Below are 15,414 nucleotides of genomic sequence, written 5' to 3'. Positions count from 1 at the left end.
GATAATCCGAAATCGCCGCGTCCGCGACTGCCCCCTCACTCCGCCCCGGCCGGGGCTGCCTGGAACGGCGCCGAGGCGGTGAGGATCAGCACCGCGCAGCCGGGGAGCGGGACGGTGCCGCCGGCGGGGCAGGAGGGGGCGTCCGGGTCCGGGATGCCGGTGGGCCGGGTGGTGTCGAGGGCCGTGATCCAGGGGCCGCCGACGATGGGGGCGAGGCGGAAGGCCACCTCCCCCTCCCCGCCGTTGAACAGGATCAGCAGCCGGTCGGCCTCGACCCGGTCGTTGCCGATCTGCATGCCGAACACCCGCAGGCCGTCGTCGCCCCAGTGGCGGCCTTCCATCTCGCCGCCCTCGGGGGAGAGCCAGTGGACATCGCGCAGGGGCTCGTCGGGATCGACCAGCTCGCCGGTGAAGAAGGCCCGGCGGCGCAGGGCGGGCTGCGCCCGGCGGAAGGCGAGGCAGTGGGCGACGAAGGCGGTCAGGTCCGGGTCCGGATCGGACGTCCAGTCCATCCAGCTCGTCGGGTTGTCCTGGGCGTAGGCGTTGTTGTTGCCCCCCTGCGAGCGGGACCGCTCGTCGCCCATGAGCAGCATCGGCACCCCTTGGGCGAGCATGACCGTGGCGAGCATGTTGCGCTTCTGGCGGGCGCGGACGGCCAGGATGGCGGGGTCGTCGGTCTCGCCCTCGACGCCATAGTTGCGGCTGACGTTGTGGCCATGGCCGTCGCGGTTGTCCTCGCCGTTGGCGTGGTTGTGCTTCTCCTCGTAGGCGACGACGTCGGCCAGGGTGAAGCCGTCGTGGCTGGCGATGAAGTTGACGCTGGCCAGCGGCGAGCGGCCCGACGCGGCGAAGGTCTCCCGCGAGCCGGTCAGCCCCTGGGTGAGCTTGGCGAGCGTGCCCGAATCGCCCCGCCAGAAGCCGCGGGTCGCGTCGCGGAACCGGTCGTTCCACTCGCTCCAGCCCCTCGGGTAGCCGCCGAGCTGGTAGCCCCCCATGCCGATGTCCCACGGCTCGGCCACCATCTTCACCCGGGCGAGGACGGGGTCCTGCGCCACCGCCTGGAAGAAGGCGGCCCGGGGGGTGAAGTCGAGGGGGGCGCGGCCGAGGCTGGAGGCGAGGTCGAAGCGGAAGCCGGCGATCCCGTAGGCGCTCACCCAGTGGCGCAGGGAATCGAGGACGAGCTGCATCACCCGCGGGTGGCTCACGTCGAGGGTGTTGCCGCAGCCGGTGCAGTCGAGGTCGCGGGAGGGGTCGGCCGGGTCGGCCTTGTAGTAGCTGGCGTTGTCGAGGCCGCGGAAGCACAGGGTTGGCCCGGTGGCGCCGCCCTCGGCGGTGTGGTTGTAGACCACGTCGAGCCACGTCTCGATGCCGGCGGCGTTGAGTTCCCGGATCGCCGCCTTGAGGCTGCCGATGCCGCCCTCCCCGAGGTAGCGCGGATCGGGGGCGAAGTAGCCGTAGGGCTGGTAGCCCCAGAAGTTGACGAGGCCCTTGTCCACCAGGAACCGGTCGTCGGCGAAGGCCTGGATCGGCAGCAGCTCCAGGGCGGTGACGCCGAGCTTGACGAGGTGCTCGATGATGGCCGGGTGGGCCATGGCGGCGTAGGTGCCGCGCTCCTGCTCGGGGATGGCGGGGTGGGTGCGGGTCAGCGCCTTGACGTGGGCCTCGTAGATCACCGTCTCCGAGAGCGGCCGGCGGACGGGGCTGAGGGCGAGGTCGGGGACGTCCGGCGCGGTGACGACCCCCCGGGGCATGTAGACGGCGCTGTCCCGGCGGTCGATCCGGTCCGGCCGGGCGAGGCCCCGGCGGTGCCCGTAGAGGGCGTCGTGCCAGCGGATACGCCCGCGGATCTCCCGGGCATAGGGGTCGAGGACGAGCTTCGAGGCGTTGAAGCGGTGGCCGCCGGCCGGGTCCCAGGGCCCGTGCACCCGGTAGCCGTAGAGCTGGCCCGGCAGCAGCCCGCGCAGGTAGCCGTGCCACACGTCGTCCGTGCGGCAGGGCAGCCGGACGGTGCGGGTCTCGTGGCGCTCCCCGGGCTCGAACAGGCACAGGTCCACGGCGGTGGCGTGTTCGGAGAAGACGGCGAAGTTCACGCCCCGCCCGTCGAAATGCGCGCCGAGCGGCGCCGGCACCCCGTCATCGACGGCGATCATGGGCGTGGTCCGGAAGGGATCGGGGCTATTCCGCCGCGGCGGCGGCGGTCGGCGGCTCGCGCTCGGTGGTGCGGAACGCCTCCAGCTCCACCAGGAAGTTGCGCGCCCACCAATCCACATCCTCGCGGGCCATGCGCTCGGCCATCGGCCGCCAGCGGGCGACGCGCTCGGACTTGGGCATGTAGAGGGCCATGCGGATCGCCTCGGCCACCTCGAACCGGTCGTAGGGGTTGACCAGCAGCGCCTCCGGCAATTGCCGGGCCGCGCCCGCGAACTTCGACAGCACCAGCACGCCCGGGTCGTCCTCGCTCTGCGCGACGACGTATTCCTTGGCCACGAGGTTCATCCCGTCGCGCATCGGCGTGACGAGGCCGACCCGGGCCGCCCGGTACAGGCCCGCGAGCACCGGCCGGGGATAGGCCTTGGTGATGTACTGGATCGGCGTCCAGGCCGGGTCGCCGAGCGACCCGTTGATCTCGCCAACCTTCTCGTTCACGTCGCGGGCGAGCTGCTCGTATTCGGGCACCTCGCTGCGGGATTTCGGGGTGATCTGGATGTAGGTGACGTTGCCGCGCTGGTCGGGGTTCGAGGCGAAGAAGCTCTCCACCGCCTCCATCCGCTCAGGGACGCCCTTGGAATAGTCCAGGCGGTCGACGCCGATCAGCAATTTGCGGGTCCGCAGGCCCGCCATGGTCTCGCGCACGACCTTGTTGGAGCCGGCCTTCTCGGCGGCCTCCTGGAAGCCCGCCACGTCGATGCCGATGGGGAAGCTCTTGATCCGGGTCCGGCGCCCTTCGACCATCAGCGAGCCGCCGCCGAGCGGGATCGCCCGGAGCGAATCGATCAGGTTGCGCTGCAGGTTCTGCACGTCCGGGTCGGTCTGCAGGCCGATCAGGTCGTAGTCGACGATCGCCCGCAGCAATTCACCGCTCGCCGGGAGCGAGTTGAACACGTCCGCCGCCGGCCACGGGATGTGGTGGAAATAGCCGATCGGGTTGTCGAGCCCGAGGCCACGCAGCTCCGCGGCGAGGGGCAACAGGTGGTAGTCGTGCACCCAGATGATGTCGTCGGGGTCGACGAGCTTGGCCAGCGCCCGGGCGAAGGTGCGGTTCACCCGGCTGTAGCCCGAATAGTCCGAGCGCGAGAAGGCGCCGAGCCCGAGCCGGTAATGCATGATCGGCCACAGGGCCCGGTTCGCGAAGCCGGCGTAATATTCCGCGTGGTCCTGGGGCGAGAGGTCCACCACCGCGTACTGCACCCGGCCCCGGTCGATGAGGGTCGGCTCCTCGGAGGGATCCTCGGTGATCCGGCCGCTCCAGCCGAACCACAGCCCCTCGTAGGCGCTGAACGCCTCCTTGACCGCCACCGCGAGGCCGCCGGCCGCGACGGCCTTGCCGCCCTCTTCCGGGACCGCCACGCGGTTCGATACGATCACAAGGCGTGCCACGCGGGTGGGCTCCCGTTCCAGGCGCGAAAAGCCCGCGCCGACGCACAGATACCGTGTGTAGAACGCGTCTCGACGAGAGGCGATCCTTAACGCAATCAACCCAAGCGCGAAGCCGGGTGCAGGTCAAGCAGCAGGAGACGCCCGGAGGTAAGAGCTGCGCTCATGCCTCAGCCCGCGTGAACGCAAGCTGAGCCGCGCGGCTTTCGGGAGAATGGGGAGGAACTGTCGCAGGCTCAGCCGGTTACTCAGCCGTCGCGGGATGCCGCGGCACCGGAGCCGGCCCGAGCCCACGCGGTGATCGGACACGGCACCCGAACCCTGGTTTCAACGCGTCCTCACCGGTCCGGCGTCCGATCCGGTGGGGATGCGCGAGGAGTGTCAGCGCGATGGCCGAACCCGAATTCCCGCACGGCGTCCCCCATGAGGGGCTGCACGGCGCCTCCACCGCCGGATCGACCGGCCCCGAGGCCGAGAAGACGAAGGCCGAGTGGCGCGGCCTCCAGGGCGATGTGGAGAACCTCGCCGGGGTGGCGGCGGAACAGGGCCGGGGCTTGCTCGATGCGGCCCGGCTCCAGGCGCAGGATTATGTGGAGCGCCGCAAGGGCGAGGCGGCGCAGTCGGTGCAGGACCTCGCGCGGTCCCTGCGCGGCTCGGGCCGCGACATGTCGGACAAGCCGCATGTGCGGGCCTTCTTCGACAGCGCGGCGGACGGGCTGGAGCAGCTCGGCACCTCGATCGAGCGGCGCAGCCTGAGCGACTTCTACGGCGAGGCCGAGTCGATCGCCCGCCGGGCCCCCGTGGCCGTGGCGGTGGGCACCTTCATGGTCGGCCTGCTCGCGGCCCGCTTCATCAAGTCCTCGAACGCCCCGGACGACCACGCTCCCCTCGGCGGCGACGCCCGCGACACCTTCAGGGCCTGACCATGAGCCAAGGCCCCGACCCCCGGCAGCCGGCCGCCAGCATCCAGGGCCTGATCGGCGAGGCCCTGCGCGAGACCAACGAGCTCGCCCGCAAGGAAATCGCCCTGTTCCGGGCGGAGATGGCGCGCAATGCCCGCCAGCTCGTCGCCGGCCTCGCCTGCATGGTCGGGGCCGCGGTCTTCGCCGTCGTCGCCCTCCTGGTGCTGATCGATGCCTTCGTGAAGTGGCTCGCCACCGTCGTCGGCTCGGAATGGCTGGCGGCGCTGATCGTCGGCGGCACCCTGTTCGCCCTCGCCCTGGGCATGGCCCTGTGGGCGCGGAGCGTGCTGTCACTCTCGACCCTGGCCCCCACCCGCACCACCCGTCAGGTCCGGCAGGATGCCCAGGCCCTGTCGGAACGCGTCTCAGGATGAGAAAGCCGTCATGAGTTCGATGAACGACCTCGAGCGCGAGATCGAGGAGAGCCGCGCCCGTCTCGATGAGACGATCGACCAGATCCAGGGCCGCCTCTCCGTCCCCAACATCGTGGACGAGATGCTGGGTAACGCCAAGCGCGTGCCCCAGCTCGCCTCTGTCTACGACGGCGCCCTGGACGCGGTGCGCCGCAACCCCGTGCCGGTGCTGCTGATCGCGGCCGGCGTCGGGATGCTGTTCAGCCGCATGGCCAAGGAGACCGAGCGCCGCCGCACGCAGGTCTCGGCCGCGCGGGTGGATGCCATCGCCACCGACGCGGTGCGGGATTACGACCCCGACGGCCCCGGGGCCCGCCCGGTCTACGATCCCCTCCGGAAGACCGAGATCTGACCGCCCCGGCCGCACGGCCTGGGGCCTTCGAGCCACGCGACAGCGCCAAGGACACGAGCATGACCGACAAGCCGCTCCATTCGCCGGGCTCGGCCGGGGACCATACCCTGCGCCCCGATCCCGCGGGCAAGGGCGATCCCCTGAACCCGCCGCCCGGCGGCTTCGGCCTCCGCCCCGACCCCGACGGCCGGCACGATCCCCTGCCGGGCGCCGCCTCGGCCTCCGTCGACCGGGCCGCGGACAAGGCGTCCGCCCTCGGCGACCGGGCGTCGGAGACGGCCTCCGACCTCGGGGACAAGGCCTCCGACCTCGCCGACCGGGCCCGGGAGCGGATCTCCGGCCTCGCCGACGACATCCATGACCGCCTCGGCGGCTCGGCGGATCAGGTCCGGGACCGGGCGGGCGCCGTCTACGACGAGGCCCGTGAGCGAGCCGGCGAGCTCCACCGCCGCCACATGCGCCGCCTGGACGACCTGACCGTCCAGGGCCTCGACGGCCTGCGGCGCAGCCGGACGAACGTCGAACGCTTCGTGGAGGACAACCCCCTCCTCGTGGGCGTGGTGGGCGTCGCCGCCGGCCTGCTGCTCGGGGCGCTGCTGCCGCGCACCCGGCAGGAGGACCGCAACATCGGCCCCTATGCCGACGAGGTCCGTGACCAGGGCCTGCGCTACGCTCGCGAGATGACCCATCGCGGCCGGGAATTCGTGCAGACCGCCCTCGATCCGGACAACCTCAACGAGGTGGTCCGCAAGGCCACCGAGGGCACGGACGACAAGGCGGCGCCCCCGGTCGGAGAGCGGACGCAGCATACGCTGTAGGAAGGGGCGCGATGGGGTGGGCGGTGCCTTGTCCGGCACCGTCGCTCCCCTCTCCCGACCCCCTTCGGGGGCCACCCTCCCCCGCAGAGGGGGGAGGGAGCGGTGGCGGGGTTGAGACCCGTGGGCGGGTGTCTCCGCCAAGGCCGCCCGATCAAGCTGTCGCGGCCAGCTGCACCCCCTCCCCCCTCTGCGGGGGAGGGTACCCTGAGCAGCAGGGGGGGAGAGGGGAACCCGGCCTCCGGAGAAGCCGCGGTCCCCGCGTGCCACCTCCTCTCGCCATGACGGCGAGGAAGCGAAAAATCACCCCCCGAACAGTCCCGCGAACTGCTCCCGTAGGACGTTCTTCTGCACCTTGCCCATCGTGTTGCGGGGCAACTCGTCCACGAACAGGACGCGCTTCGGGCATTTGAACTTGGCGAGCCGGCCTTCCAGCGCCGCGACGACCGCCGCCTCGGCCGGGGCGCCCTCCCCGCCGACCACCACCGCCGTCACCGCCTCCCCGAAATCGGGATGGGGCAGGCCGATCACGGCCGATTCGACGATGCCGGGCAGGCCATCGATCTCGGTCTCGACCTCCTTCGGGTAGACGTTGAAGCCCCCCGAGATGATCAGGTCCTTGCCGCGGCCGACGATGTGGACGTAGCCCGCGCCATCGACCTTGCCGAGGTCGCCGGTGATGAAGAACCCGTCCGGCCGGAACTCCGCGGCGGTCTTGTCCGGCATGCGCCAGTAGCCCTTGAAGACGTTGGCGCCTTTCACCTCGATCATCCCGACCTCGTCGGGGCCGAGCTCCGCACCGCTGTCGGGATCGACCACGCGCAGGGACACGCCCGGCAGGGGGAAGCCCACGGTGCCCGCCACCCGGTCCCCGTCATAGGGGTTCGACGTGCTCATGTTCGTCTCGGTCATGCCGTAGCGTTCGAGGATGGCGTGGCCGGTGCGGGCCTGCCAGTCCCGGTGGGTCTCGGCGAGCAGCGGCGCCGAGCCCGAGGTGAACAGGCGGATGGCCTTCGCCGCCTCCCTGGTCAGGCCCGGCTCCTTGAGGAGGCGGGTGTAGAAGGTCGGCACGCCCATCATCGCGGTGGCCCGGGGCATCAGCGCCAGGATCGTCTTGGGGTCGAGGCGGGGGAGGAACAGCATCGTGCCGCCGCTCGCCAGCACGGTGTTGGTCGCCACGAACAGGCCGTGGGTGTGGAACACCGGCAGGGCGTGGATCAGCACGTCGTCGGCGGTGAAGCGCCAGACATCGACCATCACCCGGGCGTTCGAGGCGAGGTTGTCGTGGCTGAGCATGGCGCCCTTCGAGCGCCCCGTCGTGCCGGAGGTGTAGAGGATCGCCGCCAGATCCTCCGGGCCGCGGGCCACGTCGGCGAAGGCGGTCCCGTCCTGCGCGTCCGCCGCCGCGGCGGCGCTCCCGGCGCCCGCGGCGTCGAGGGTCCAGACCCGCCCCACGCCGGAGGCGGCCCCGGCCAGGGCCTCGCGCCGGGCCGGATCGCACACGAACACCGCGGGCTCGGCGTCCCCGAGGAAGTAGCCGATCTCGGCCGGGGTGTAGGCGGTGTTGAGGGGCAGGAACACCGCCCCCGCCCGCACCACGCCGAGGTAGAGGAAGATCACCTCGGCGCTCTTCTCCACCTGCACCGCCACCCGGTCCCCCGGCGCGACCCCGGCCGCCACCAGGGCGGCGGCGTAGGCGCCGGACCGGGCGATCAGGTCGGCATAGGAGTGGCTGCGTCCGTCAGGCGTCTCGATGACGGGCTTGGCGGGATCGGAGATGCCGTCGCGGATGAGAGCGAAGAGGTGGTTCGTCATGGCTCACGCGCCTAAGTGCTTCTCGCGAAACTCCCGTTTCCCCGGGAGCCATCCCTTGGCGCACGACGGTGGGGCGGAAGTTGTGGGAGCCGCACTAGCACGGGTCGCGGGGGTGGGGCAGTCGGTTTTCGCGTGGGACGCGTCACGCCTCGGCCAGGGCCACCGCCCGGGGCGGGGGCAGCTTGGCGCGCAGCTCGCGGGTGACCGCCGCCGCCGCCGCCACCGTGCCGAGGTTGGCGTAGGTCTCGTGGTTCTTCTCGATGGCGCCGAGGTCGTAGAGGTAGTTGACCATCAGCCCGTGCGACTGGGCGAGCCCCTTGTCCGAGGTGTCGCCGAGGAAGTTGATCCGCTCCAGCCGGGCGCCGTTGCCGAGATGGAACCGCGCCACCGGGTCGAGGGGCCGCCCCCGCTCGTTCTTGGCCCGCAGGAAATAGGTCGCCGCCGCCGGGATCAGCGCCTTGCGCACCGCGTCCGAGAGGGTCTTGTCCGCCTGCCAGCCCGGCACGTCGAGGGCGCGCAGGGCCTCGACGTCCTCGGGCAGGAGGCCCTGGGGGCTGTCGGCCCGGCGCTCCCGGGTGAGCCAGGACGAGAAGCCCGGCACCGGCGAGAGGGTGACGAAGGTCTTCAGGCTGGGGATCTCCCGGGCGAGGTCCTCCACCACCTGCTTGATCAGGAAGTTGCCGAAGGTGACGCCTGCGAGGCCCTTCTGGCAGTTCGAGATCGAGTAGAAGATCGCGGTGGTGGCCGAGCGGGGCGGCAGGGGCTTGCGCTCCCGCGACAGGATCGGGGCGATGGCCGGGGCGATCCCCTCGGTCAGGGCCACCTCCACGAAGATCAGCGGCTCGTCCGCGAGCGCCGGGTGGAAGAAGGCGAAGCAGCGCCGGTCCGGCGGCTCGATCCGGGCGCGCAGGTCGTCCCAGTCGGCGATGGCGTGCACCGCCTCGTAGCGGATGATCTTCTCCAGGATGTGCGCGGGCGTCGTCCAGTCGATGTGGCGCAGCACCAGGAAGCCCCGGTTGAACCACGAGGCGAACAGGTGCTCGAAATCGGAATCGAGGCTGTCGGCGGCATCGAGCAGGGCCTTGTCCGCCGCCCCGTCCCGGCCTTCCTTGCGCAGGGTGCGGCGCAGATCGAACAGGTCCTCTCGCATCCGCACGAGGCTCAGCGTGCCGCCGCGGGCGAGGTTGAGGCGGCGGATCAGCTCCTGGCTGCGCGGCTCGGCCGCCTCGTGCAGGGTGCCGAGCCGCGCCCGGCTCGGGTCGGCGAGGTAGGCCGTGATCGCGGCCTCGACGGCGCCGTGGTCGGCGTCGAAGTCGAGGGCGATGGCCCTCAGGAAATCGTGGCGCTCGGCCGGGCCGAGGCTCCCGTACCGGTCGAGGATCGCCCGGGCGAGGGCGACGCCGGAGGCTTCGCCCCGCCGGGAGATGAGGTCGTCGCACAGGCGGGCGAGGTCGGCCGCCCCCGCCCGGGCGGCGATGTCTCCCCGGCCCAGGCCGACGAGGTCCCGGCCCCGGTCGCTGATCGTCTGCAGCAGGTCGCCGAAGAAGGAGATCGCCGCCATCGCCCTGGTGACCCCGTCCCTGTCGCCGGCCCGGCCACCCGCCGCCGCCGTGCGATATGCCTACGGTAAGGCGCCGTGGCCGTGAAGGCCAAGTGTCCGCGCCCGCAATTCACCACCGGGACTAGCACGGGCGGGCCTGGAGGCCCCCGGCCGGCGTCAGGCCCGGGGGGCGAGGAGGCAGAGGTCGGCGCGCTCGCGCCAGTCGCCCACCCCGTGGTGGCGGGCGAAGCGCAGCTCCGCGGCCCGGCGGGCCCGCTCGGGGTCCCGGGCCCGCACGATGTCCACGGATCCCACCGTGAACGGCACCCCGAGGATCTCCTTGGCGAAATCGATCCGGTAATTCGGCATCCCGTACTCCCTGTGGAGGTCCCCTCCCCGTCCCCCGCGGGGAACGGATCGGCGCCCCGATCGTAGAATGACGGCGGAGCCGGCGGCGAGGCCGGCCCGGTGCGGGGCGATGCCCGCTTCGTCATCATATGGTGCACAACCCGCCCGGTTGCAGGGGCATCCGGCGGGGCGCGGCCATGCGGCGCGCCGGGTTGCCCGATCCCCGGGATCGGTCCACTCCCCCCGCCACCCATCCACTCCCGTCTCCGCGAGGGCGCCCTGTCCGCCTCTTCCAGTGCCGCCCCGACCGCGACCGCCACCCTCGACGGCAAGGCGCGGCTCGGCCTGACCCTGATCGCGGGCGGGGCCGTGGCCAACATCTATTACAACCAGCCGCTCCTGGGGCTGATCGTGGCCGAGTTCGGCGACCGGGCCGCCCTGTGGGTGCCGACCACGGCGCTGGTCGGGTACGGCCTCGGCATCGTCGGGCTGGTGCCGCTCGGCGACGCGCTCCCCCGCCGACGGCTGATCGTGCTCCAGTGCCTCGCCCTGGCCCTGGCCCTGCTCGGCGTCGGCCTCAGCGGCAGCCTCGTGTCCCTGGCCATCGCGCACCTCTTCGTGGGGATCCTCGCCTCGGCGGCCCAGCAGGCGGTGCCCTTCGCCGCCGAGCTCGCGCCCGATGCGAGCCGGGGGCGGGTGGTGGGGCAGGTGATGACCGGGCTGCTCACTGGCATCCTCCTCGCCCGGACGGCGAGCGGCTTCCTCGGCGCCCATCTCGGCTGGCGGCCCGTCTTCCTGGTCGCCTCCGGGGTCGCGGTGGCCATGGCGGGGGTCGCCGCCGCCACCCTGCCGCACACGCACCACACCCAGCGCCTGCGCTACCGCGCCCTGATGACCTCGATCCTCCACCTCGCCCGGACCCAGCCGGTGCTGCGGACGGCGAGCCTGTCGCAGGGGCTGCTCTTCGCCGGCTTCAACGCCTTCTGGGCGACGCTCGCCCTCCTCGTGGAGGCGCCGCCCTTCGGGCTCACCGCCGCCGGGGCGGGGCTGTTCGGGGTGATCGGCGTCTGCGGCGCGTTCGTCGCCCCCCTGTCGGGGCGGTTCACCGACCGGAGCGGCGCCAAGCCGGTGGTGCTCGGCGGCAGCCTGCTGGTGGCCCTCTCCTTCGTGATCCTGTGGGCGGCGGGGTCGTGGTCCGTGGTGGCGGTGGCGGCCGGGGTGCTGCTCATCGACATCGGCATGAACGGCGCCCTCATCGCCAACCAGACCCGGGCCTATGCCCTGGTGCCGGGGGCGCGGGGGCGGATCAACACGGTCCTGTTCACCACGGTGTTCGTCTTCGCCGCGCTCGGCGCCTATGCCGGCTCGCAGGCCTTCCTGCTGGTCGGCTGGCCCGGCGTCTGCGCGGTCGGCCTCACCTTCTCGACGCTCGCGGTCCTGGTGGCGGCGCGCGACCGCTGAGACGGGGACCCCGCCCGCCGGGATCCCCTATCGCAGCACCCGCGACAGGCGGCACCATGCCTCCTTGCCGGGGGGCAGGCCGAAGCGGAGGCGTTCCGGGCGCTCGGGGAAGCGGCGCACGGCGATGCCCGCCTCCGCGAGGCGCCGGTAGAGGCCGGGGCTGTCGGGGAAGTCGGCGGTGCGGAACAGGCAGGTCCCACCGACGACCAGCCCCCCACCCCGGAGGATCATCCGGTCGAGGCGGGCGGCATCCGCCCGGCGCGCCCGGGCCGCCTCCTCCCGCCACGCCCCGTCCGACAGGGCGGCCCGGCCGATGGCCAGGGCCGGTCCCGAGACCGCCCAGGGGCCGAGCGCCCCGGCGATCCGCGCCGCGGTCTCGGGGTCGGCGATCGCGAAGCCGAGGCGCAGGCCCGCGAGGCCATAGGTCTTGCCGAAGGAGCGCAGCACCACGAGCCCCGGCATCGCGTGCGGGCACAGGCTCTCCAGGGGTTCCAGATCCGCGAACGCCTCGTCCGCCACCAGCAACCCGCCCCGGTCGCGCATCGCGTGCGCCAGGGCGAGGCGGTCCGGCCGCGGCAGGGTCCGCCCGTCCGGATTGTTGGGATCGACGAGGACCGCGACCCGGGCCTCCCCGATCTCCGCCGGCTCGGCCACCTCCGCCACCGCGTGCCCGGCCCGGCGCCACGCGGCGGCATGCTCGGCATAGGTCGGGCCGACCACGGCGACCCGGGTCGGCGCCAGGAGGCGGGGCAGGGTCTCGATCAGGATCTGCGTGCCCGGAGCGGGTACCACATGGCCGGCGCCGGGCGCGCCGTAGGCCCCGGCGGCCGCCTCCGCGAGGGCGCGGACCTCGGCGGCCTCCGGAAGACGCAGCCACGCGCTGGCCTCCACCGGCGGCACGGGATAGGGGACCGGGTTGATCCCCGTCGACAGGTCGAGCCACGGACGCGGCGCCTCGGGGAAGGCCAGTCGCAGCCCGCCGAGGTCGCCGCCATGGGCGACCGCGGCGACGTCACCCGCGGGAACGCTCCACACCGAATGGTTCATCCGCCCGACACGCTCGCCCTCCTCGCCATCGCCCTCGGGATCGAGGCGGCGGCGGGCTATCCGGACGCGCTCTACAGGGCCGTCGGCCACCCTGTCACCTGGATCGGCCGGCTGATCGCCGCCCTGGAGCGCGGGCTGAACCGCGGCGCGCCGCGCCGCCGCCGGCTCGCGGGGGTGCTCGCCCTGGTCCTGCTCCTCGGGGTGGTGGGGGCGGTGGCGGCCGGGCTGACGTGGTGCGCGGGCCTCGCGGGGCCCCTCCCCGCCCTCGTCGTCCTCGGGCTGCTCTGCGCCAGCCTGCCGGCCCAGCGCAGCCTCTACGAGCACGTCGCCGCGGTCGAGACCGGCCTGCGCACCGGGGGGCTGGACGCCGGCCGGCGGGCGGTGTCGATGATCGTCGGCCGCGACCCGGAACGCCTCGACGAAGCGGGCGTCTGCCGGGCGGCGATCGAGAGCCTCTCCGAGAACTTCTCGGACGGGATCGTCGCCCCGTCCTTCTGGATCGGCGCCTTCGGCCTGCCCGGGGGCGCCCTCTACAAGGCGATCAACACGGCCGACAGCATGATCGGCCACCGGACACCCCGCTACGCCGCCTTCGGCTGGGCGGCGGCCCGGCTCGACGACCTCGTGAACCTGCCGGCCTCCCGCCTCGCGGGCCTGCTCATCGCCGGGGCGGCGCTGGTGCACGGGGCCGACGCGCGGGGGGCATTCCGGGCCATGGCCCGGGACGCCCACCGCCACCGCTCGCCCAATGCCGGCTGGCCCGAAGCCGCCATGGCGGGGGCGCTCGGCCTGTCGCTCGCCGGCCCGCGGGTCTACGACGGCGTGCTGGTTCCGGATGCCCACATGGGCGAGGGCCGGGCCGGGGCGAATGCCGACGACATCGCCCGGGCGTTGCAACTCGTCCGCACCGCCTGCGGTCTCCAGGGGGGGCTCGTCCTCGCCCTGCTGGCCCTCACCCTCGCGGGGTGAGGCGGCCCGTCAGTGCTCGGTGCCGGGCATGTTCGGCCGCGGGGGCCCGCCATGGTCCTTGATGAGGTTGGACCGGCCCGGATGGCCCTTCAGGTCGGCGACCTGCTTGCGCGCCGCCGCCCCCAGGAACCAGAGGCCCCCGAGGGTCCCGAACGCCAGAACCATCAGTGGAATGCCGTTGCTCATCGCCCGTGTCCTCCCGATGCCCCCACCCGGCGGGGAGGCATTTTCAGGCACGATCCGGCTTCTGCGGACGCCATCCGTCCGGGCCGTCGTGCGATGACGCGGGCCAAAACCGCCTGAAACAGGCGGCCACGGCCCACCGCGCCGGTCAAGGGAGGAACGTGCCTCAGGAGATTTCGTTCAGCCGGCCGGTGCCGCACCCACGGGCGCGCCCCGGCGGAGGGCGGAGAGCACGAGGAACATCAGCCCCGCCCCGCCCGCGAGGCAGGCCGAGAGGAACAGCATCGGCACGAGGTCGCTGTGGGTGGCGTCGCGGATCAGCGGCACCGCGTTCTGGGCCACGAACCCGCCGAGGTTGCCCACCGAGTTGATCGCCGCGATTCCGGCCGCCGCCGTGGCGCCGCGCAGGAAGGTGCCGGGCATCGACCAGAAGACCGGCTGCGCCGAGAACGCCCCGGCCGCCGCGATGCACAGGCAGGCGAACTTCACCGCGTTGCCGGGCAGCACGACGCTGAGCGCCAGCCCCGCCGCGCCGACCAGGGCCGGGCCGACCACGTGCCACGTGAGGGCGTTGCCCGTCGCCCCCGTCCGGGCGGCGTGCCGGGGCACCCACCACAGGGCGACCGCCGCCCCGAGCCAGGGGATGACGTTGATGAATCCGTTGGCGAGGTTCGAGACCCCGAACCCCTTCACCACCGTCGGCAGCCAGTAGCTCAGGCCGTAGGCGGCGAGGGGCAGGCAGACGTAGACCCCGGCCAGCATCTGGACCCGCCGGTCGAGGAGCGCGGCGAAGGGGTTGCCGTGATCGACATGGCCGGATCCCGTCCGCTCGGCCTCGATGGTGCGGGTCAGCCACGCCTTCTGCGCCGGGGCGAGCCAGGGGGCGGAGGCCGGGCCGTCCGGCAGCACCGCGAGCACCACCACGGCCAGCACCAGGGCCGGGCCTCCGGTGGCCAGGAACACCCATTGCCAGCCCGCGAGGCCCCACACCCCGTCGAGGCCCAGCAGCGCCCCGCCCACCGCCGCGCCCACGGCGTTGGCGAGCACCGAGGCGATCATGAACCAGCCGATCATCCGCGCCCGGTGCTCCTGCGGGAACCACAGGGTCACGGCGAACAGCACGCCGGGGAAGAACCCCGCCTCCGCCACCCCGAGGAGGAAGCGCAGGACGTAGAACATCGCCGTGCCCTGCGTGAACCCGAGGAGGATCGTCACCAGCCCCCAGGTGAACATGATCCGCGCGAACCACACCCGCGCCCCGACCTTCTCCAGGAAGACGTTGGCCGGCACCTCGAACAGGAAGTAGCCGAGGAAGAACAGGGATGCGCCGAGCCCGTAGGCGCTCTCGCTGAGGCCGAGGCTGCCGACCATCTCCAGCTTGGCGTAGGAGATGTTCTGCCGGTCGATATAGGCGACGAGGTACATGAGCCCGAGGAGCGGCATGAGCCGCAGGGTCACGGTGCGGATCGTCCCCTCGCCGAGCCCGGCCTCCGCCGGATCCGCAAGCCCCGCCCCTGCGGGGTTCGTCTGTGTCGCCATGGTCGCGTTTCCCCGGAGCAGGGCCCGTCGCTTCCGTGGTGCGGACCCATTACTCAGACCATATAGTAGATCCTGGCCTGGGAGCCATTCCCGATCCCGCCGCGTGCCGGACACCGAGTGGTCATCGGCGCGCGGACGTCACGGGAGGTCGGAGGGCCGGTGCAGGTCCGGGCGACGCCCCTCGCCGTCATCGCGCGCGCCGCGAAGCGACCCAGGGCAGCGGGCCGTGTCCCGAGGTGGCGGCCCCCTGGATTGCTTCGCTGCGCTCGCAAGGACGGCGGTGGCTTGCGACGACCCTCTTCGTCATCGCGCGTGCCGCGAAGCGACCCAGGGCAGCGGGCCGTGTCCCGAGGTGGCGCCTCCCTGGATTGCTTCG

The 15,414-nt window shown here is 72.9% G+C and carries 14 protein-coding genes; 6 read left to right on the top strand and 8 right to left on the bottom strand.

Annotated elements, in window-relative coordinates:
- Positions 1-35: 35 nt before the first annotated feature.
- On the bottom strand, positions 36-2,150 hold the full coding sequence (gene glgX, locus MKK53_RS02730; RefSeq protein ID WP_243926660.1) for a glycogen debranching protein GlgX: 2,115 nt from the start codon (positions 2,148-2,150) through the stop codon (positions 36-38).
- Between the two features lie 25 nt (positions 2,151-2,175).
- Positions 2,176-3,597 (bottom strand): trehalose-6-phosphate synthase, encoded by a 1,422-nt coding sequence (locus MKK53_RS02725; RefSeq protein WP_243926658.1) that lies wholly within the window; start codon positions 3,595-3,597, stop codon positions 2,176-2,178.
- Positions 3,598-3,983: 386 nt separating this feature from the next.
- Here MKK53_RS02725 and MKK53_RS02720 point away from each other — a divergent pair, with 386 nt between their 5' ends.
- From MKK53_RS02720 to MKK53_RS02705, 4 genes are read left to right on the top strand one after another with little or no spacing between them, the layout of a single operon-like run.
- The gene (locus MKK53_RS02720; RefSeq protein WP_243926655.1) at positions 3,984-4,517 is read left to right on the top strand and encodes a hypothetical protein; all 534 of its coding nucleotides are present in this window, start codon (positions 3,984-3,986) and stop codon (positions 4,515-4,517) included.
- 2 nt (positions 4,518-4,519) lie between these two features.
- Entirely contained in the window at positions 4,520-4,930 is a 411-nt protein-coding gene (locus MKK53_RS02715) for a phage holin family protein (RefSeq protein WP_243926653.1), read from the top strand.
- 19 nt (positions 4,931-4,949) lie between these two features.
- Positions 4,950-5,321, top strand: a complete 372-nt coding sequence (locus tag MKK53_RS02710; protein WP_243926782.1) for a DUF3618 domain-containing protein — start codon at positions 4,950-4,952, stop codon at positions 5,319-5,321.
- Positions 5,322-5,380: 59 nt separating this feature from the next.
- On the top strand, positions 5,381-6,139 hold the full coding sequence (locus MKK53_RS02705) for a hypothetical protein (RefSeq protein WP_243926651.1): 759 nt from the start codon (positions 5,381-5,383) through the stop codon (positions 6,137-6,139).
- 300 nt (positions 6,140-6,439) lie between these two features.
- On the opposite strand, the gene MKK53_RS02700 is transcribed toward MKK53_RS02705, so the two are convergent.
- The 3 genes from MKK53_RS02700 to MKK53_RS02690 all read right to left on the bottom strand — a co-directional run bounded on the left by MKK53_RS02700 (position 6,440) and on the right by MKK53_RS02690 (position 9,860).
- Positions 6,440-7,951, bottom strand: a complete 1,512-nt coding sequence (locus tag MKK53_RS02700) for a malonate--CoA ligase (RefSeq protein ID WP_243926649.1) — start codon at positions 7,949-7,951, stop codon at positions 6,440-6,442.
- Between the two features lie 142 nt (positions 7,952-8,093).
- A complete protein-coding gene (locus tag MKK53_RS02695) occupies positions 8,094-9,512 on the bottom strand; it encodes a malonyl-CoA decarboxylase (RefSeq protein ID WP_243926647.1) in 1,419 nt (472 codons plus the stop codon).
- 156 nt (positions 9,513-9,668) lie between these two features.
- The gene (locus MKK53_RS02690) at positions 9,669-9,860 is read right to left on the bottom strand and encodes a hypothetical protein (RefSeq protein WP_243926645.1); all 192 of its coding nucleotides are present in this window, start codon (positions 9,858-9,860) and stop codon (positions 9,669-9,671) included.
- Positions 9,861-10,208: 348 nt separating this feature from the next.
- Here MKK53_RS02690 and MKK53_RS02685 point away from each other — a divergent pair, with 348 nt between their 5' ends.
- The gene (locus tag MKK53_RS02685) at positions 10,209-11,300 is read left to right on the top strand and encodes an MFS transporter (RefSeq protein WP_313901520.1); all 1,092 of its coding nucleotides are present in this window, start codon (positions 10,209-10,211) and stop codon (positions 11,298-11,300) included.
- 27 nt (positions 11,301-11,327) lie between these two features.
- Here the strand turns inward: MKK53_RS02685 and cobD are convergent, their stop codons facing one another.
- Positions 11,328-12,347 (bottom strand): threonine-phosphate decarboxylase CobD, encoded by a 1,020-nt coding sequence (cobD, locus tag MKK53_RS02680; protein WP_243926643.1) that lies wholly within the window; start codon positions 12,345-12,347, stop codon positions 11,328-11,330.
- Here cobD and cbiB point away from each other — a divergent pair.
- Positions 12,339-13,316, top strand: a complete 978-nt coding sequence (cbiB, locus tag MKK53_RS02675; protein ID WP_243926641.1) for an adenosylcobinamide-phosphate synthase CbiB — start codon at positions 12,339-12,341, stop codon at positions 13,314-13,316. The two genes, cobD and cbiB, sit on opposite strands and share 9 nt — an antisense overlap.
- A gap of 9 nt (positions 13,317-13,325) precedes the next feature.
- Here cbiB and MKK53_RS02670 read toward each other — a convergent pair whose 3' ends face one another.
- Together MKK53_RS02670 and MKK53_RS02665 are read right to left on the bottom strand one after the other, a co-directional pair.
- A complete protein-coding gene (locus MKK53_RS02670) occupies positions 13,326-13,502 on the bottom strand; it encodes a hypothetical protein (RefSeq protein ID WP_243926639.1) in 177 nt (58 codons plus the stop codon).
- Between the two features lie 177 nt (positions 13,503-13,679).
- Entirely contained in the window at positions 13,680-14,942 is a 1,263-nt protein-coding gene (locus tag MKK53_RS02665) for an MFS transporter (RefSeq protein WP_243926777.1), read from the bottom strand.
- Between the last annotated feature and the right edge of the window lie 472 nt (positions 14,943-15,414).

The organism is Methylobacterium sp. J-076 (assembly GCF_022829405.1).
GTDB lineage: Bacteria > Pseudomonadota > Alphaproteobacteria > Rhizobiales > Beijerinckiaceae > Methylobacterium.
The sequence above is the reverse complement of the archived record's forward strand: the minus strand, read 5'-3'. Positions and strand labels throughout refer to the sequence as shown.